We start from the raw sequence: 14648 nt of genomic DNA on the forward strand, positions 1-14648 counted from the left end.
CCAGGTCTGTCGGCGGCGCGTGGCCGCCGGGTTGATGGTTCGTTTCACGCTGCAACCTTCACCTGATGCCAGGCGCCGACCGATGCCAGCAGCGCCGATAAACGTGCTTCGGGCACCGGCGTGTCACCGGGCACGGCCAGCCAGCCCATGCCGACGCGGTGATTGGGGTTGCAGTCGGCCATCACCTCTTCGTAGAAATGCTCAAGGACATCCGAGAGCCTTTCCACCAGGTGCACGCCGTCGGGCTTGATGTCTATCGACTTGATGTATTGGGCGCCGTCCTGACGAACGCAGATGCCCGCGATGTAGATCGTCCAGCGGTGCGCGACATCGCAGAGTGCGTCGGAAACCGCTCTCGACAGGATCTGCTTACCGCTCTTCCAGTTGATCATGACCTGAAGGCCGCTTGGATCGATGTTGATCACAGCTGCGTGGTGGGTGTTGACCAGGGCGCGCATGCTGCGCTCGATCTGCACCCGACGATTGCATGGTTTGCGCTTGCTCATATCGAGTCCGCCATTTTGCGCAGCGCCTGCCGGTCGGCAGCCGAAATCGGCTTAGGGCGCCGCTTGAGGACCGTTTCAGGGTCTATTTTCTTCGAGCGGGGCGGTGGCAGCGGATTGCGCGGCGGGCTTTTCAGTTGATCGATCCGCCCGCCGGCGGCCAGGTACTGGGCGACTTGGTCATTGATGGATTCCGCGTGCTGCCGCTGCTGCTCGATCAGGTTGAGGTGGTTGCTGATCATGCTGGCCTCACTTGATCCGTATCGAGCTTTCGCCGCGCTCAAGGTGAGCCCAGACCGGTTCCGGTAGCAGTTCGTGTTCCGCGTCTTCGCCGGCTTCGATGCGCTTGCGCACAGCGTCGTTGTGATCGCGAATTTCCTTGAGCTTGATGGCGATGGTTTTCTTATCCGGGGTGATCACGCTCTTCAGCGTGACGAATTCATCTGGCACGGCTTGCTCGTTGTCGACGATGACCTTCTCGGGCGAGAGCGCCAGTGTGATAGTGAACAGTGGTCGCTTGATCGACTTGATGTCTGCGGCCTCCATGTTCCGGCGCAGGTAATCGCTGAGTTGGCCCACGGTGTTTTTCTTGATGCGTTTGAGTTCGTTGAGGCGGTCGACTTCCTTGTCGATTGCGTCAATGTCACCTTCGATGTTCCGGCGCAGCATGACGACGCTGTCGGCCTTTACTTCAAACTCACCTTTTATGCCGTCCATGGTGTCTTGGATGGCTTGGCGCAGCCCTTCGTCGTCAGTGTCAGCCAGTGCCGCGAGTTCGGTCATCTGTCGATTCAGCTTGTAGAGATCAGTCATGCTGCACCCTCCATAGCGTCCTCAAGGTCCGCTTTGCGGGCGTCCTTGGCGCGGGTGAATTTAAGTTTGTGGGCTTCGCGTTCTGGGTCGCTCTGGCGCAGTGCCATCTTGCGCATCGCCGATTTGTAGAGCTGCTCCAACTCGTTGAGTGATTGCGCGGTACCGATCAAGTGGAGTGTTTCAGCCAGCCATTCGCGGTATTCAGCTGCCAGACGCTCCTTCGCTTCGATCTTGTCCTCGGCGCGCTCGATTTCGGCTTCACCCAGGCGTTCGTTGACGTAGTGAATGTCGTCGTAAAGACCCAGGCGAACGTCGGCGGAGAAGCCGAGCTGGCTCAGGCATTTGCCGATCGCATCTGTGAGAGATTTCTTTGGTGCGTCGAAGTCAGTACTGATACCAAACCGGTTCTGTGTGATGAAAGGCGTGTGTCCATAGTGCGTGATCGTCTTGCGCTCACCGTCGCCGCCGAGGTACCACAGCGCGACTTTGAGTGTGTGAACCTGGGCGTTGGCCAAAACTGCTCCGTCCTTGCTCAGCAGCGGTCCGCCGATATCAAAGCGCTCTTCGATCACGTCATACCCCCAGCCGGTACCGCAAGGCCCGAACTGCTCAGTGGCACGCTTAGCCAGGTATTGGGCGTTCACCGCGGTACCTGTAAAACCGCCGGGGCCGGTGTATTCCTTGGTGAACTTAGGGTCGGTCTTTTCGACCTCCTCCCAGAGGGCGAGGTTTGGTGCAGGCATGACGATCTCCCGCCGCGCGTGTGCGCGGCTTTGAAAGATGGGGTTTATTGAGTGATGTGATCGGCGAGGGCGCTGAGCAGCATCAGGAAGGTGAAGACGCCGAGGGAAGAGAACGCGCCACGCCAGATGATCAGGCGACGCGCCCATTGGCGGCCGGTCACGGCCGAACTCTCACGGCGATGCGCTTACCCTTCATGGAAGGCGCCAGGCGCTGCGGGAGACTGGCGACCAGATCCTCTCGCTTGCGACCGATCACCTCGTTGAACGGAAGGCCGAAGCCGAGCAGGGCGATCTTGTGTTCGATGTCCTCGAGCTGCTCGTCGATCAGTGATTTAACCGGTGCCGTACTCATGCGTCCTCCTTGCGCCGCTGACAGGTGTCACGCAGGCGTTTGCAGTAGTGGTTGAACTCGTCGGTGGTGATTGCGCCGTCGGTGAAGAGGCGGGTGATCAGCGCCTGCACCAGCAGGCTGATGTCTTCCTCGCCGGCGGGCGCCGACACACCATCAAGGGCTTGATCGATCAGAATGTGAGGGCTCAAAACCCACACTCCCGCTCAACGCGATCGCTTTCGCGCTTGGCATCTCGGTACTCGTTGGCGTGCACCGCGACCAGGTCGCTGGCGAGCGACCGAACGATCTGCGGATCACCGCCGACGGCTTCGACGGCCCACTTTTGCAGTACACCGCCATCCCCGCGACAGATCAGCTCGATCAAAATCTTCTCGATGTACCGATCGGGGTCAGGGGTCGCGGCCATGTGATCGGCCAGCGCCTCCGGTAAGTGGTCAGCGTTGACCAGGACCTTGCTGCGACCTACCGGATTTGGAGCCTCGACGTTTCGCCGATAAAGCAGATCGTCGACCGACTCGTTCAGCCATTCCTGACCAGCCTCCGTGTCGAGAAAGTCGTCTTCCGGGATGGGCTTGCGTAGAGCTGACATGGTCGTCTCCAGAGTGGCGAGGTGTTATTCGGCGGGCGGTTCGGGCAGTGGCGCCCAATGGGATGTAACGGGCGGGCGTATCGGGTGGCCGACGCACTCAGCGTGCTGACAGCACTCCTCGACGTCGTACCAGCAGCCTTCGTAGATCGAGTCGAGGTAATAGCCGAAGCCTTCGCCCCAGTTGCGCCAGACTGCGACCAGCTGATCCGGCATAGGCATTTGCTCATTGCAATCAATCCAGCCGCTCATGCTGCCTCCGGCCAATGGCGCTCAATGCTCTGTTTTGCGTAAATGGACAGCCGCTCGTAACTGTTCACGCCACCGCAGCCAGGCATGGTTCCTTCCAGCTCGACACAGGCGCGGATGTCGCAGCGCCGCGAGCAGACCCAGCCGCCGTAGTGGCATTGGTGGACTTCGCCTTTCGGCTCTGGGTGATAGGCGAGGCCGCCTTTCCACGATGGCGAGCCGCGCAGCTTCAGCCCGCAACCTCGGCAAACTGCTTGTGTGTCGGTGCAGTTGTGCATGACGACCTCCAGTGTTTTGGGTTAGGCGGCGCGCGGCTGGCGCCCGTGATTTGGATGAAAGCCGAAGCTCAGCTCGGCAGACTTCCGCGCAGCGACTGCATCCAGCAAAGTTTCGAATGTTCCGAGGGTGATCAGGATTCGATTTGCGCGAATGCGAGCGGTGAAATTGCCGTGCTTCTTATTGAACTGAATCCCAAGCACGCCGATTCGATTCGCATCACTCAGCGCGAGGTTTTTGTTGTTCTCTGCGGCCGTGACAGCCCGAAGATTTTCAATTCGGTTGTCCAGCCTGTTTCCGTTGATGTGATCAATGTGCATCCCATCAAGAAGCTCACCGTGGTGAAGACACCAGATCACGCGATGCACGTAGTACTGAACCTTGAACTTGTTCACGACTCGATAGCCATCAGGCCGAGGACTGCCGGCTTCTTTGCCTTTGTTGAATCCGCCCGACCAATGAAGTTGGCCGTTGGCGTAGCTGAAGTATTCGGCGAGCTGGTGTTCTTTAAGGCGCATACGCCCTCCTGCCGTGAGGCTGAATGCGTTTGTCGGGGAGGAGGTGCCGGTTACGTCTCCGGCGCGGGCTTCACCGCCGTGGTGCTTGTTGCTGGCTTGATTGCGCGCAAGCTACCCCGCGTTGATGCAGGTGGGCGGTTATAGGCCGCAGTTTCGTCCGCATCGGGGTGTGATCTGTGACTACTGCTGGCTTCTGTTTGCGGCTACCGGCACCACACCGGCCATTTGTGCACTCAGCCACAGCGTTTTCATTCAGATCACACTCCGATGCGGCCTGGTGCTGGGGAGTACCAGGGCATTGGGCAGTTAACGACAGGCTGTCGTGGCGCTGGTTGTTCAGCAGTCGTATGGAGGTTTTTCGCCGATGCGCTTTAGCTTCTCTTGCTGGAATGCTTCGGCGATATCGAAGGCCTTGGCCGCGACCAACTCGGGCCGGTCATCCTTGGCAGAAATAAGGCCGATCATCGCAGCGAGTGCGTAGCTTTCGACTTCTTCATGTTCATTGCGCGTCATCGTGATTCTCCGGTTGTTTTCCCAATGCACCCGTCACCAGGTGCATCAGTGAAAAATTCCGTGTTGCTGTCCGCCCCATGCTCGGCGCCGCGGTTTCCCCACCTGGCCGGCGTCACACATTTCGTGTTCGGTGTTCTTCGCCGGCTGGCTTGCATGGTTTGGCGTCCTCCCATATGGGGAGTCCGGCAGGTTCCAGAGCCTGCATGGGGATCGAAGTTTGTGTTTCGCGCTGTGCCCGTTTCCGGGGATCGATCCGCGAAGATTCCTGACTGTTAAAGAGCGGCGCGGCTTTCGCTGCTGAGCCGGTGTTGTCTGGCTTGCGAATAAAAGTAGCAGCGCTGCTATTTAAAGTAAATAGCGCTGCTAATAATATTTTCTGCGGGCACAAAAAAACCCGCGATTGGCGGGCTTTGGAAAAATGGGGTTCAGTCGAGAATTGGTGGATATTTCCCGCTCACAGAATCCCGATACATGACTTCGCTGAAGAGTCTTGGCTCATTTCGCAGGAGCGCTAAGGCTTGCTTGGCTTCATCTTTCGTTTCAAAGGGCCCGGCGCCGACTGCTGCACCAATCATTGGAACAACTGGTAGACCGAGCGCTTTTATCGCCTCGATGGTATTCGCCTGTTCTGCCCCAGACTTGCACGGAACAGATGCGACCCACCCATTCTTGAGTCGCGGCGCTTGAATGGCTTCAACATCAGCGCCGCAGTGCTTGCACTTGATAGCTGCGCTTTTGATCGTTTCAGCGCAGAAAGGGCAGGGCCGTTCGGCGGACGCGCCAACTCCTGACGCCAAATTCCTTGCCGGTACTTCTGTATTCGCGGATGAAGCCCAGACCAATGCGACGACCCATCCGAGAAACGTCCATCCAAGAAAAAGATTTACTAGAAAAATCGACGTTCCGTTGAGGTGCTTCCGACTGGAGGCGACAAATGTGGGCAGGAAGTAGATGAAGAAGCCAACCACCAGAAAAAGACAGCCAGCCATAGGACTTCCACTATCCATATCGTAAAACCTGATCCATTGAGTGAGACTCGTATTTTACCATTCGTGGCCCTACGCCACCATCTGCCGCGCCGTCAGTCACCTTCACTGAACGGCAGCGCTGTGGGAGATATCTACCGGTGCACGCGCCCACTAGGTACTCACCATGAACGACGACCGGAAAGTACAGGCCCTGTCAGCCTGGCGAAAATTACTCGAAGAGCCAGAAATCCGAATGGACGCCGAGGAGCAATACGACGAACTGCTGAAGCTGGCGGACGAGTACAAACGCGCCAGCATAATCGACGGTGATGACTGGCGGGAGCTGGTGGAGGAGGCGACCGCCTTCTACGCGCACTCGGTCGAAGGTCTGGAGGGTGGTACATAGCAGGGAAGGGTAGGCATGAAAAAGCCCGGCGCTAGGCCGGGCTACCTCCTTCAATTATTCTGCTATGGAAATAGGGGTGACAGTATGGGTACGCCCCTTTTCAAAATCGGTACGAGCATTTTGTAGCTTGGTTTGGAAGTCTTCAAGCTGAAGTCGGGTTCTTTGCTTGAATTCGTCGCTGCTTGATTTGTCCTTGAGGTGTTTTTTACACACTTTAATGGAAGACTTCAAGCTGGCAATAATTCTAGTAAGCTCTGCGGGATCATCAATTCGGATATAAATCTTCAACAACCACAGAGACAAAAACGGTGAAATTATCCCGCTCGACGCCATTATTCCCTGAGTTACTTCCGGTATGCCAATGACAGATGTTGCAGCCAATGCGGCACCATTTACTACGGAGGTCGAAAGAGCCATGAACATATTGTTATTCATTGCGCGGCCTCCAGCTTGTTCAGTTCTTCATATGAAAGCTTTCTAAAGGATGAGCCTTTAATAATTGAATGCTTGACATAGTACGCTTCTGTTACAAATCCATTTGTTTGATACTGAATTATAGTGTCGCGAGGGAACCAAGTGTAAGCGAGGTGCCTTACGAGTTTTCTCGTGAAAATAAATATTAGCGGCGAGCTCAAGATAAGAACAAGCCATCCAGTTGCTTGAGCTATCAGTAACGGAGACCACATGTTAATCCCTGCGGTTAGTTGAGTTCGTTAATTACTCGGACTATATCATATTTTGTTTTTGTGCCGCTAATATTTGTTGTTTCAGTTTTTTCGAGTTCTACAGTGTATAGCTTGTCCTTCTGAAACGCCTCTTCATTGGCAGATACTTTTGCCATGAAGTTGTCATCTCTAATAGTAACTGATGTCTCCAGCCCGTCCGTGCTTTGTATTGTCCAGCTGCGACGGCTTTTGAAATTAAGTTTCGTGAATTGGACTACTTTTTGTAGTACTTCCTTGTTTTCTTTCTCGGTGACGTCAGATCGAATAGGAGTGAAGTTTTTTATCTCTGGCTCTGCAAGGACTACTTCGGTGTCGTCGGAGATAAATGAGATTGTTGCTGCTTCCCTTCCTTGTAACGGTGCCTGCACTATTTTGTGTAATGCTTGGCGAATTTCCTTGCTGGACACAAGTTGGGCGACATTTGAATTTGTTTTGATCGGTCCGTCTTTCGTTATTAAAGTCGCTTCTTTTGTTTGGGCGTTTATAATTACGCTGTCAATTTTTGTGTCTTTCAGTCGATCAATTATTCCTATGGCAGTGGCAGTGCTTGCAACGGCCCCTGCAACACCGATGCCGATACTCTTCATCACGGTTATTGTAGTAAGAGGATCAGCCACAATAGCAAAAACGATTTCCAGGGAGCCTTCCTTAGCAGGTGCAATCACCTTCAACTCCGCTTCGGAAGAACCATTGCTTACGATAGACGCAGCCTTGGTAATTAAGTCGTGCATGCCGACAATTGCGTTTCCAAGGTCTTTGGCGTTTATCTTATGACTTTCAAGATCGCCGGAGGCATCGTAAGAAATCGTAAATTCCGTTTGGATTTGGTTGTCCATTTTTAGCCCTGGCTATCGCTTTAGTAATGTGTTGGTTGTGTTTTTCGTTTTTATACTTTTATCTTTTTCAGCCCGTTAATATGTCACGGACATGTCAGCGCGAGTACATCGCCCACCAAAACACATGCCCCAGAATCGAGATCTGCTGCTCTTGGATCTGCTGAAACGTATAGTCCTCGTCCGGATGTTCGTCACGGTTGAAGCTGCGGAGGCGAATACCGATCGGGATCCGGTAGACCTGCTTCACGCGAAGTTGACCGTTGTGGTTGATTGCGTACATCTCGCCGTCGACGATATCGCTCAGTGAGTTTTTCCCCACGTTTACGCCAACTGTGGCGCCGTCGCGCAGCACGGGCATCATGCTGTTCCCGCCAACCTTCACGCATTTCGCGTTGCTGAACTGAACGCCGTTGTGGCGTAGATCCTTCTTGTTGAAGCGGAGGCGTGAGTTAGCGCTTTCCTCAATCGCAAACCTGCCAGATCCGGCCGCCAGTTCGACTTCATGAAGGAAGGGGACGTAGACCTCATCGTCATCGAGCGGGGTTTCGTCGTCCCAAGTCTCGATGCTTCCTAATTTTACGCTTGGCTGTATGCGGTCCTGCTGCACGCTGGCAACAGTGGATAACAGTCGAGAGCTGACTTCGCTTGCATCGAAGTTGAGCGCCTTTGCGAGCTTCAGCAGCGCTTCAACATTTAGTGGCACCTTCCCGGTGGCGTATTGGCTGAATGCGCTTTGCCCGGACCATCCGCATGCTTCGGCAACGTCCGCCTGCGTCAGGCTGCGCCCGGCCGCTTTAGCAGCTGATTTCCGCTGTTCGTAGATAGCTTTGAGCCTGGCGCTCTCGGCGACTTCTTCGGGGGTGAGGGGGCGACGTATTTTCATACGAATAAGAGTATTAGCAGAGCTGATATCCAAGCAAACAGCGCTGCTAGTATTTTGTTGCTGATAAAAAGCAGCGCTGCTACTATCCATGGCAGACATCAAGCCGTGGAAATTCCATGAAAAAGATCCCTTTGAGCAAATACCTAGGAGAGCACGGCACTCAAGCCGCGCTTGCTGCTGCTCTCGGCGTGAACCAGAGCGCGATCTCGCAAATGGTTCGAGCCGGCAGAAGCATCGAAATCACCCTTTATGACGACGGCCGTATTGAGGCGAATGAGATTCGTCCGATCCCGGCGCGCCCCAAGCGCACAGCAGCCTAAGGCAGTCATTGCTTACTGCCCGAACAAATGATCGCCCACGCACTGGCAGGGCGCCACGGAAACAAATTTGAGGTTTTACGAATGGAAGATTTTCTGCGGGCCTGCCAGAGCGCTGTCCTCGACAACGAAGCCAAGACCCTTGCTGCAAAGATGGGCGTTCCTCACGTTGGCCTGCTTCAGCGCGCCAATCCGGACAACGACGCACACCACCTGACCGTGGAGCATTTGTTCGGGATTCTGTTGCACACCGGCGACATGCGCCCTCTGGCTGCACTGGCGAGTGAATTTGGTTTCGACCTCGTTGCGAAAGCTGCGCCGGAGCCGCAAGCATTGACCAAATCACTGATCAACGTCGGCAAAGAGGTCGCCGATCTGACCATCGCGGTGCACCAGGCGCTGGATGACAACCACGTCAGTTCTTTCGAGAAAAACTTGATCCGCCAGGAGATCAACCACGTTCGGCAGAGCCTAGACGTGATGGATGCCTCAGTGAAGGCCGCCTGAATTCCGGGCACAAAAAAGCCGACGTAGAAGGTCGGCTGATTCGCAAAACTAGAGAGGCCCGATTATGCAGAGCCAACCCAATTCAAGCAATACCCCCCAAAGTGTCGCGACACGTTTTTCGAATTCTGAAAACGTGTCGCGTACCACTATGTCCTCTCGCGAGATCGCCGACCTGGTCGGCTCGCGCCACGACAAGGTCAAGCAATCCATCGAACGACTTGCCGCGCGCACCGACGCAAATGGAAACCCTGTGATCGCTCTTCCCCCAGTGGGGGAATACCTCGATAGCCTTGGTCGAAAGGCCTCTGAATACCTTGTCTGCAAGCGCGACAGCTTCGTTGTCGTGGCTCAGCTCAGTCCTGAATTCACCGCAGCGCTGGTTGACCGCTGGCAGGAGCTGGAAGGGCAGATCGCCCAGCCCCGCGAACTTTCCCGCATGGACCTTATTCAGCTCGCCTTCGAAGCGGAGCAGCAGCGCCTGCAACTGACGATCCAGGTCGAGGCCCAGGCCTCGAAAATCCACTCCATGGAGAACCTGTTCAAGGAGGGGATGACCCATACCCAATTCTGCAAGGGCCTCAATGGGGTCAACGTCATGCAGGTGGGCAAATACCTTGAGGGCCGCAACTGGCTCTACAACGAGAGCAAATCCGGCCTGCGCTTCCGTGTGGCGTCCTACGCCCGCGACAAGTACATGACCGAGCACCAGAACGAAGTCGCCCCACATGGAAAAGAACCGTTCATTGCCTTCACGCCGGTCCTGCTCAAGAAAGGCGCCGTGCGCCTCTACGACCTGTACCTTGCTGGCGCGCTGCCCATGAAGAAGAACTGGGACGGCCTGTTCACTCACGACAAAGCACTGAGGGCCGCGTAATGGCCGGGGACTGGATCAAATTTGAACTCAGCACCATGGATAAGCCAGAGGTTTGCCAGATCGCGGAGTGGGCCAACATCGACCCTGATGCGGTAGTCGGCAAACTGATGCGTGTATGGGGTTGGTTCGATCAGCAAACCGAAACAGGTAACGCACCAAGCGTTACCAAAAAGTTACTCGACCGCCTCGTTGGTGTTAGCGACTTCTGCGAATACATGAAGCTGGTCGACTGGATGGTTGAGGTTGACGGCCTTATCAGCCTGCCTCATTTCGAGCGCCACAACGGCAAGACCGCCAAAAACAGGGCTTTGACTGCTCGCCGAGTTGCAGAACACAAATCTGGTAACGCAAAAGGTAACGCCGCCAGCGTTAGCGGTGCGTTACCTAGAGAAGAGAAGAATAAAGAACCTCTCTCTACGCACGAGGCTGTCGATCCTCGCATGCCCAGCGAAATGACCCTCGACTGGCATCCTGATCAAAAGCTCCTCAAGACCTATTCGATGCACTCAGGCGTAGCACCGAACCTGTTCACCGAAGAGGCTCGACGCGCTTTCACCGCTCACTACGAGCCTCGCGGTCAGGTGAATACTCAGGCCGAATGGGTGCAGATGCTGGTGAAGTGGGTGCTGAACGACCGCAATCGCGCGGCGGCCTCGAATGTGAAGCCATTCCCGATGCGCCCAAGTGCTGAGCCTGACTTCGATAGCACTGAGTGGGCCTGTGACCTTGTGGTGAGCCCATGAAACCGGTGAACCAACTGATGGCGACGATGGGCAACCTGCCGCCGACCAATCACGTTCAGCCGCTGCAAGTAACTCCGCAGACGGCCGAGGTGGTGAACGACCTGTTCCGCCGGCTGCGCGGGATCTTCCCTGCATGGCGTCAAGCGTGGCCTTCCACCGAAGCACTGGATTCTGCCAAGGCCGAATGGATCAAGGAGTTCGCCGACGCTGGTATTCGCTCCCTGGAACAGATTGAGTTCGGTATCCAGAAGTGCCGGAAGCTCAAGAAGCCTTTCGCGCCGAGCGTTGGTGAGTTCATCGCCATGTGCGTGCCCAGCCCTGAGGATTTCGGCATGCCTGCGCCGGCCGACGCCTGGCTTGAGGCGCTGATGGGCACCTCCAGCCACGAAGCGGTGAAGCTCGCGGCGGAAGCCACCGGCCTGTTCGACCTGCGAGCGGCAAAGCATGAAGACAAGGGCCTGCGAGCCAGATTCGACCGGAACTACGAAGTGATCCTGCGCCGCGCGCAGACCAAACAGCCACTGGACGGGAAGATCGCCGCGGGCATCGGGCACGACAGCCAGAAAAGCGAATTGGAACTGGCCGAGGAATTCGCCAGCCAGCGCCAAGCACGACTGCTGGCCACTCAGGGTGTACCAACCACAGGCGCCGCAGCTCGGGCGCAACTGCTGGCCAAGTTTGGCAGGAAGAACACGGAGCAACGGACATGACTGATTACACCGAACTTAAACGGCTGGCCGAGGCTGCGACACCTGGACCGTGGACTGCTGATAACTCGCATCACGAAGGAAGCATCAACTCCGCTGACCGTCATATTGGGATGGTTTCAATGTATGCCCGTCGACCGAACGACATCACGCAAAACTTCTCGAATCAGGCGTTCATCGCTGCCGCCAATCCAGCTGCAGTTTTGCACCTTTTGGCCGAGGTGAGAGGGCTGAGTGAGGGTGCAAGCATGCGCGCCATCAATTCACTGAGAACGGATTTCAGAACCGTCCAGGCTGAGCGAAACCGTCTCGACGAGGCTTTCAAAAACTTCCACCGTAGCCTCTGCGAGCGCTTCGGTTACTACCACGATGAGATCGACTGGCAGCGTGACCAGGTGTCGCTGGAAGAACACATCGCCACGCAGTTCAGCCACGTCAACGCGGAGAACGCTGCGCTACGTGGGCAGGTGCAAGCGCTGCAGCGTGGTGCCGGCCAGTTTCAGGAACAGAACGACGCTTTGCTCGAAGGCATGACACGCATCATGCAATCGACTCGCTTGGGCGACCCGGCGTTTGCCATCGCGTGCGAGGTTGTGGGAGATCTTGAGCATTCCGCTAACAGTCGAGCGGGCGGGGAAGGAACAGAATCCAGCCTCTCGCTTTCGCTCAGACTTCCGAAAGGTTCGCGCGCGCATGAGGCTGGTGAGCAGATTTTATGCAACGAAAAAAGCATGAACAAGGGGGTGGATCATGGCTGACAAAATCTCCGTGAACTGCCAGACCAAGCTCTCCGAGGCGATCACCCGGCTCAGCGCCATGTATCGCGACCAGAAGTTCGTCGTGGTGTCGCTGCGCCCGGGCAAAGACCGCACGCTCGACCAGAACCGTCTCTGGTTCGCGATGTACAAGCGCATCTCCGAGATGACCCAGATCGGCGACCCGGCCGACGCCCGCTGCTACTGCAAGCTGCACATCGGCGTGCAGATCCTACTGAACGAGGACGCCGGTTTTCAGGCTGAGTGGTATCGGGTGATGAGGCACCTGTCATACGAGGCGAAGCTCGCCCTGATGGGGGAGTGCAAGCTCTTCGGCCCTGACGGGTTCCCGGTGACCAGCCTGTTCAATCGCGCCCAAGGCGTTGCCTACACCGACCGCATCGTCGCGCGCTTCGCACAGCAGGGTGTGTACTTCGATGATCTGCTGAGCCAGGAGGCTGCATGAAAAATGGAAATGATCGCCCGGTGAATTCCGTGGCGGCGCGAGTCGTGTCGCGCGGTGAGTCGTTTGATTATCACGTAGATGAGAAGCACGCCGACTCGGAGCTTCCGCTTTCGATCCGGCAGCCGACCGATCTTGAGCTGTGCTTGCCAGGTTTCTTGAACCTCGCAGGGATTAAGTTCGGTCGACTGATCGCGCTTGGCATATCGGCCGAAACAAAGGCTCGGTGGGTTTGTAAGTGTGTTTGCGGCTACTACGTCCTGAGAACGGCGAAGGCCATTAAGTCCGGAGCTAAAGGCTCATGTTGCAACCGCTGCAAGCTGCTGGCCAATGCAAAAAGCGCTGAATACTTCCGTCGCACGGGAAAGCGCGTCAATTCGGAGGACTTTCTCTGATGAGAGCCGAGCCCCCAATCAAGAGGCCTAAGCCGAAGAAGTGCAAGAACCCGGCGTGCGCCATCAGCTTCCCGCCGCAGCGCTTGGGGCAGGCGGTGTGCAGTCCGAAGTGCGCGCTCGCGATGGCGCCGGCGAACAGCGAGAAAGCCCGCAAGGCCATCGCCCAGCTCGGGCGCCGCGAGATCAAAGTCCGCAAAGAGGCCCTGAAAAGTCGCGCCGATCACCTCAAGGATGCCGAGAAGGCTGTGCGCGACTACCGGCGAACCTACGAGTTGAGCATCGGTAGTGGCTGCATCAGCTGCGGCGAATCGCAGGAATCGATTCTGGCGGCGCAAGGCTGGAAGACTGGAGGCGCGTTCGACGCGGGCCACTATCTCGGCAAGGGCGCTCGGCCAGAGCTGCGACTGGTACCGAACAACATCTGGTTGCAGTGCAAGAGCTGCAACGCCGGCTCATCCAAGTTCGCCCGAAAGGGCCAGACGGTTTCGCAAAGCTTCCGCGCCGGCTTGATCGCCCGCATCGGCCTTGCGGAAGTCGAAGCGCTTGAAGCCGACCACGAACCACGCAAACACACCGTAGAAGAACTTAAGGCGATCACCGCCGAATACCGGGCCAAGACCCGCGAACTGAAGAGGGCTGTAGCATGATCTATCCAGGTGTTCTGAACGCAGTTGTCTCCGCCCTCGCGGCCGAGGCGATCGACAACACCAGCAAACAGGCATGGCAGAAGCTGTACAACTCTGCCGACGAGGAGGAGGGCGGTGATCTGGCTACACTGGTTCGCTCCCGTGGTGCCGACACCATCGACCGCACGCAGGTGGACTGCTGGGTGTCTGCTCGTTTGCACAGTGCGCTCGAGCAGAAGCACTGGGATGCGCTGGTGGCGAAGTACAGCACCCACAAGGGGCGCAAGGTGCAGGCCATCTCTGCGTTGCAGACCCTCATCAACACCCCGGCCCCGAAGCTGTTCCTGTTCAAGGCGACCACTGCCTGGGCTATCCCGCAGTTGAAGGGGGCGCGGCCGAAGGTGGCCACGTCCGTATCCGTCGAGATCCCGCTCGATGCACCGGAGTGGCGTCGCGAAGCAGTAGTGAAGGCTGCGCTGGCAGCAGGCCAAGCCAAGGCGAAGAGAGACGAATCGCGATCGGCCGACATGATCGTGCTGAAGGACAGCTTCTACGACATGAACACCTGGGACAACGACGGCACCCCGGAGTCGACTCGACGCCGGTGGCGGCAGGATATCGGCAAGGCTGCTGACGTCTTGGTCGACGAGGCTCTGGCGCACGCTGCTGACATTCTGGAGGCAGAAGGCTTGCTGATTGAACAGGCTGCGTGATTACCTGTTGACATCAGTGAGCGAATGAGCGAAATTAATCCCATCCTGTCATTCCTGCGTGTGTAGGAGTGAAGCAAAAAAGCCCGCCCACTGAGTCGGGCTTTTTATGCCCGCCAGATAGCAAAAAGCTCCGACAAGTTCGGGGCTTTTTTATGCGCGGAGAAAAAGAGAGGGCGA

26 protein-coding genes are annotated in these 14648 nt (G+C 56.6%); 11 read left to right on the forward strand and 15 right to left on the reverse strand.

Translation table 11 applies throughout. From position 1 onward, the window contains the following. Nucleotides 1-44 precede the first annotated feature (44 nt). The 12 genes from JFU48_RS20990 to JFU48_RS21045 form a co-directional block, all read right to left on the reverse strand. Nucleotides 45-506, reverse strand: coding sequence for a hypothetical protein (locus tag JFU48_RS20990; protein ID WP_201137515.1), 462 nt, complete (start codon nucleotides 504-506; stop codon nucleotides 45-47). Then, complete coding sequence (locus tag JFU48_RS20995; RefSeq protein WP_201137516.1) at nucleotides 503-745, reverse strand: hypothetical protein; 243 nt, start codon at nucleotides 743-745, stop codon at nucleotides 503-505. Before JFU48_RS20995 ends, JFU48_RS20990 begins: the two co-directional genes overlap by 4 nt. 7 nt (nucleotides 746-752) lie before the next feature. Further along, nucleotides 753-1316: a siphovirus Gp157 family protein gene (locus JFU48_RS21000; protein WP_201137517.1), complete on the reverse strand. Its 564-nt coding sequence runs from the start codon at nucleotides 1314-1316 to the stop codon at nucleotides 753-755. Next, nucleotides 1313-2059 carry a hypothetical protein gene (locus JFU48_RS21005; protein ID WP_201137518.1) on the reverse strand — a complete coding sequence of 249 codons (747 nt, stop codon included), beginning with the start codon at nucleotides 2057-2059 and terminating at the stop codon, nucleotides 1313-1315. Before JFU48_RS21005 ends, JFU48_RS21000 begins: the two co-directional genes overlap by 4 nt. Before the next feature lie 157 nt (nucleotides 2060-2216). Further along, a complete protein-coding gene (locus JFU48_RS21010) occupies nucleotides 2217-2411 on the reverse strand; it encodes a hypothetical protein (RefSeq protein ID WP_095135460.1) in 195 nt (64 codons plus the stop codon). After that, a complete protein-coding gene (locus JFU48_RS21015; protein WP_007965048.1) occupies nucleotides 2408-2599 on the reverse strand; it encodes a hypothetical protein in 192 nt (63 codons plus the stop codon). Before JFU48_RS21015 ends, JFU48_RS21010 begins: the two co-directional genes overlap by 4 nt. Next, entirely contained in the window at nucleotides 2596-3000 is a 405-nt protein-coding gene (locus JFU48_RS21020) for a hypothetical protein (RefSeq protein WP_201137519.1), read from the reverse strand. The genes JFU48_RS21015 and JFU48_RS21020 overlap by 4 nt, the downstream gene beginning before the upstream one ends. A gap of 24 nt (nucleotides 3001-3024) precedes the next feature. Further along, nucleotides 3025-3249, reverse strand: coding sequence for a DUF551 domain-containing protein (locus JFU48_RS21025; RefSeq protein ID WP_201137520.1), 225 nt, complete (start codon nucleotides 3247-3249; stop codon nucleotides 3025-3027). Continuing rightward, nucleotides 3246-3524, reverse strand: a complete 279-nt coding sequence (locus tag JFU48_RS21030) for a hypothetical protein (protein ID WP_201137521.1) — start codon at nucleotides 3522-3524, stop codon at nucleotides 3246-3248. The genes JFU48_RS21025 and JFU48_RS21030 overlap by 4 nt, the downstream gene beginning before the upstream one ends. Before the next feature lie 21 nt (nucleotides 3525-3545). After that, complete coding sequence (locus tag JFU48_RS21035; protein WP_201137522.1) at nucleotides 3546-4040, reverse strand: HNH endonuclease signature motif containing protein; 495 nt, start codon at nucleotides 4038-4040, stop codon at nucleotides 3546-3548. 336 nt (nucleotides 4041-4376) lie between these two features. Further along, on the reverse strand, nucleotides 4377-4553 hold the full coding sequence (locus tag JFU48_RS21040; RefSeq protein ID WP_201137523.1) for a hypothetical protein: 177 nt from the start codon (nucleotides 4551-4553) through the stop codon (nucleotides 4377-4379). A 425-nt stretch (nucleotides 4554-4978) separates the two neighbouring features. Next, nucleotides 4979-5542, reverse strand: a complete 564-nt coding sequence (locus JFU48_RS21045) for a superinfection immunity protein (protein WP_201137524.1) — start codon at nucleotides 5540-5542, stop codon at nucleotides 4979-4981. A 163-nt stretch (nucleotides 5543-5705) separates the two neighbouring features. Here JFU48_RS21045 and JFU48_RS21050 point away from each other — a divergent pair, with 163 nt between their 5' ends. Next, complete coding sequence (locus JFU48_RS21050) at nucleotides 5706-5927, forward strand: hypothetical protein (protein WP_201137525.1); 222 nt, start codon at nucleotides 5706-5708, stop codon at nucleotides 5925-5927. Nucleotides 5928-5981: 54 nt separating this feature from the next. Here JFU48_RS21050 and JFU48_RS21055 read toward each other — a convergent pair whose 3' ends face one another. The 3 genes from JFU48_RS21055 to JFU48_RS21065 all read right to left on the reverse strand — a co-directional run bounded on the left by JFU48_RS21055 (nucleotide 5982) and on the right by JFU48_RS21065 (nucleotide 8371). Then, nucleotides 5982-6362, reverse strand: coding sequence for a hypothetical protein (locus JFU48_RS21055; protein WP_201137526.1), 381 nt, complete (start codon nucleotides 6360-6362; stop codon nucleotides 5982-5984). A 265-nt stretch (nucleotides 6363-6627) separates the two neighbouring features. Beyond that, nucleotides 6628-7488: a DUF7946 domain-containing protein gene (locus tag JFU48_RS21060; RefSeq protein WP_201137527.1), complete on the reverse strand. Its 861-nt coding sequence runs from the start codon at nucleotides 7486-7488 to the stop codon at nucleotides 6628-6630. A gap of 94 nt (nucleotides 7489-7582) precedes the next feature. After that, a complete protein-coding gene (locus JFU48_RS21065) occupies nucleotides 7583-8371 on the reverse strand; it encodes a LexA family transcriptional regulator (RefSeq protein WP_150648252.1) in 789 nt (262 codons plus the stop codon). 116 nt (nucleotides 8372-8487) lie between these two features. Here JFU48_RS21065 and JFU48_RS21070 point away from each other — a divergent pair, with 116 nt between their 5' ends. The 10 genes from JFU48_RS21070 to JFU48_RS21115 all read left to right on the forward strand — a co-directional run bounded on the left by JFU48_RS21070 (nucleotide 8488) and on the right by JFU48_RS21115 (nucleotide 14471). Continuing rightward, nucleotides 8488-8691 carry a Cro/CI family transcriptional regulator gene (locus JFU48_RS21070; protein WP_201137528.1) on the forward strand — a complete coding sequence of 68 codons (204 nt, stop codon included), beginning with the start codon at nucleotides 8488-8490 and terminating at the stop codon, nucleotides 8689-8691. 81 nt (nucleotides 8692-8772) lie between these two features. Further along, a complete protein-coding gene (locus JFU48_RS21075; RefSeq protein ID WP_201137529.1) occupies nucleotides 8773-9195 on the forward strand; it encodes a phage regulatory CII family protein in 423 nt (140 codons plus the stop codon). 64 nt (nucleotides 9196-9259) lie between these two features. Further along, on the forward strand, nucleotides 9260-10069 hold the full coding sequence (locus tag JFU48_RS21080) for a Rha family transcriptional regulator (protein WP_201137530.1): 810 nt from the start codon (nucleotides 9260-9262) through the stop codon (nucleotides 10067-10069). After that, the gene (locus tag JFU48_RS21085; protein ID WP_201137531.1) at nucleotides 10069-10812 is read left to right on the forward strand and encodes a DnaT-like ssDNA-binding domain-containing protein; all 744 of its coding nucleotides are present in this window, start codon (nucleotides 10069-10071) and stop codon (nucleotides 10810-10812) included. Before JFU48_RS21080 ends, JFU48_RS21085 begins: the two co-directional genes overlap by 1 nt. Next, entirely contained in the window at nucleotides 10809-11522 is a 714-nt protein-coding gene (locus tag JFU48_RS21090; RefSeq protein WP_201137532.1) for a replication protein P, read from the forward strand. The genes JFU48_RS21085 and JFU48_RS21090 overlap by 4 nt, the downstream gene beginning before the upstream one ends. Next, nucleotides 11519-12277, forward strand: a complete 759-nt coding sequence (locus tag JFU48_RS21095; RefSeq protein ID WP_201137533.1) for a hypothetical protein — start codon at nucleotides 11519-11521, stop codon at nucleotides 12275-12277. The genes JFU48_RS21090 and JFU48_RS21095 overlap by 4 nt, the downstream gene beginning before the upstream one ends. After that, the gene (locus JFU48_RS21100) at nucleotides 12270-12740 is read left to right on the forward strand and encodes a hypothetical protein (RefSeq protein ID WP_201137534.1); all 471 of its coding nucleotides are present in this window, start codon (nucleotides 12270-12272) and stop codon (nucleotides 12738-12740) included. Before JFU48_RS21095 ends, JFU48_RS21100 begins: the two co-directional genes overlap by 8 nt. Beyond that, nucleotides 12737-13132, forward strand: a complete 396-nt coding sequence (locus JFU48_RS21105) for a hypothetical protein (RefSeq protein ID WP_201137535.1) — start codon at nucleotides 12737-12739, stop codon at nucleotides 13130-13132. The genes JFU48_RS21100 and JFU48_RS21105 overlap by 4 nt, the downstream gene beginning before the upstream one ends. Next, complete coding sequence (locus JFU48_RS21110) at nucleotides 13132-13779, forward strand: recombination protein NinG (protein ID WP_201137536.1); 648 nt, start codon at nucleotides 13132-13134, stop codon at nucleotides 13777-13779. Before JFU48_RS21105 ends, JFU48_RS21110 begins: the two co-directional genes overlap by 1 nt. Further along, complete coding sequence (locus JFU48_RS21115) at nucleotides 13776-14471, forward strand: hypothetical protein (RefSeq protein WP_201137537.1); 696 nt, start codon at nucleotides 13776-13778, stop codon at nucleotides 14469-14471. The genes JFU48_RS21110 and JFU48_RS21115 overlap by 4 nt, the downstream gene beginning before the upstream one ends. Nucleotides 14472-14648 lie beyond the last annotated feature (177 nt).

Source organism: Pseudomonas sp. TH49 (genome assembly GCF_016650625.1).
Taxonomy (GTDB): domain Bacteria; phylum Pseudomonadota; class Gammaproteobacteria; order Pseudomonadales; family Pseudomonadaceae; genus Aquipseudomonas; species Aquipseudomonas fluorescens_H.

What these genes read in the sequence shown, in the direction of transcription:
- JFU48_RS21110 (WP_201137536.1), top strand. Translation starts at nt 13,132, where the DNA reads ATGAGAGCCGAGCCCCCAATCAAGAGGCCTAAGCCGAAGAAGTGCAAG.
- JFU48_RS21045 (WP_201137524.1), bottom strand. Translation starts at nt 5,542, where the DNA reads ATGGCTGGCTGTCTTTTTCTGGTGGTTGGCTTCTTCATCTACTTCCTG.
- JFU48_RS21025 (WP_201137520.1), bottom strand. Translation starts at nt 3,249, where the DNA reads ATGAGCGGCTGGATTGATTGCAATGAGCAAATGCCTATGCCGGATCAG.
- JFU48_RS20995 (WP_201137516.1), bottom strand. Translation starts at nt 745, where the DNA reads ATGATCAGCAACCACCTCAACCTGATCGAGCAGCAGCGGCAGCACGCG.
- JFU48_RS21100 (WP_201137534.1), top strand. Translation starts at nt 12,270, where the DNA reads ATGGCTGACAAAATCTCCGTGAACTGCCAGACCAAGCTCTCCGAGGCG.
- JFU48_RS21105 (WP_201137535.1), top strand. Translation starts at nt 12,737, where the DNA reads ATGAAAAATGGAAATGATCGCCCGGTGAATTCCGTGGCGGCGCGAGTC.
- JFU48_RS21020 (WP_201137519.1), bottom strand. Translation starts at nt 3,000, where the DNA reads ATGTCAGCTCTACGCAAGCCCATCCCGGAAGACGACTTTCTCGACACG.
- JFU48_RS21030 (WP_201137521.1), bottom strand. Translation starts at nt 3,524, where the DNA reads ATGCACAACTGCACCGACACACAAGCAGTTTGCCGAGGTTGCGGGCTG.
- JFU48_RS21065 (WP_150648252.1), bottom strand. Translation starts at nt 8,371, where the DNA reads ATGAAAATACGTCGCCCCCTCACCCCCGAAGAAGTCGCCGAGAGCGCC.
- JFU48_RS21085 (WP_201137531.1), top strand. Translation starts at nt 10,069, where the DNA reads ATGGCCGGGGACTGGATCAAATTTGAACTCAGCACCATGGATAAGCCA.
- JFU48_RS21055 (WP_201137526.1), bottom strand. Translation starts at nt 6,362, where the DNA reads ATGAATAACAATATGTTCATGGCTCTTTCGACCTCCGTAGTAAATGGT.
- JFU48_RS21040 (WP_201137523.1), bottom strand. Translation starts at nt 4,553, where the DNA reads ATGACGCGCAATGAACATGAAGAAGTCGAAAGCTACGCACTCGCTGCG.
- JFU48_RS21035 (WP_201137522.1), bottom strand. Translation starts at nt 4,040, where the DNA reads ATGCGCCTTAAAGAACACCAGCTCGCCGAATACTTCAGCTACGCCAAC.
- JFU48_RS21060 (WP_201137527.1), bottom strand. Translation starts at nt 7,488, where the DNA reads ATGGACAACCAAATCCAAACGGAATTTACGATTTCTTACGATGCCTCC.
- JFU48_RS21010 (WP_095135460.1), bottom strand. Translation starts at nt 2,411, where the DNA reads ATGAGTACGGCACCGGTTAAATCACTGATCGACGAGCAGCTCGAGGAC.
- JFU48_RS21075 (WP_201137529.1), top strand. Translation starts at nt 8,773, where the DNA reads ATGGAAGATTTTCTGCGGGCCTGCCAGAGCGCTGTCCTCGACAACGAA.
- JFU48_RS21050 (WP_201137525.1), top strand. Translation starts at nt 5,706, where the DNA reads ATGAACGACGACCGGAAAGTACAGGCCCTGTCAGCCTGGCGAAAATTA.
- JFU48_RS20990 (WP_201137515.1), bottom strand. Translation starts at nt 506, where the DNA reads ATGAGCAAGCGCAAACCATGCAATCGTCGGGTGCAGATCGAGCGCAGC.
- JFU48_RS21000 (WP_201137517.1), bottom strand. Translation starts at nt 1,316, where the DNA reads ATGACTGATCTCTACAAGCTGAATCGACAGATGACCGAACTCGCGGCA.
- JFU48_RS21090 (WP_201137532.1), top strand. Translation starts at nt 10,809, where the DNA reads ATGAAACCGGTGAACCAACTGATGGCGACGATGGGCAACCTGCCGCCG.
- JFU48_RS21095 (WP_201137533.1), top strand. Translation starts at nt 11,519, where the DNA reads ATGACTGATTACACCGAACTTAAACGGCTGGCCGAGGCTGCGACACCT.
- JFU48_RS21115 (WP_201137537.1), top strand. Translation starts at nt 13,776, where the DNA reads ATGATCTATCCAGGTGTTCTGAACGCAGTTGTCTCCGCCCTCGCGGCC.
- JFU48_RS21070 (WP_201137528.1), top strand. Translation starts at nt 8,488, where the DNA reads ATGAAAAAGATCCCTTTGAGCAAATACCTAGGAGAGCACGGCACTCAA.
- JFU48_RS21005 (WP_201137518.1), bottom strand. Translation starts at nt 2,059, where the DNA reads ATGCCTGCACCAAACCTCGCCCTCTGGGAGGAGGTCGAAAAGACCGAC.
- JFU48_RS21080 (WP_201137530.1), top strand. Translation starts at nt 9,260, where the DNA reads ATGCAGAGCCAACCCAATTCAAGCAATACCCCCCAAAGTGTCGCGACA.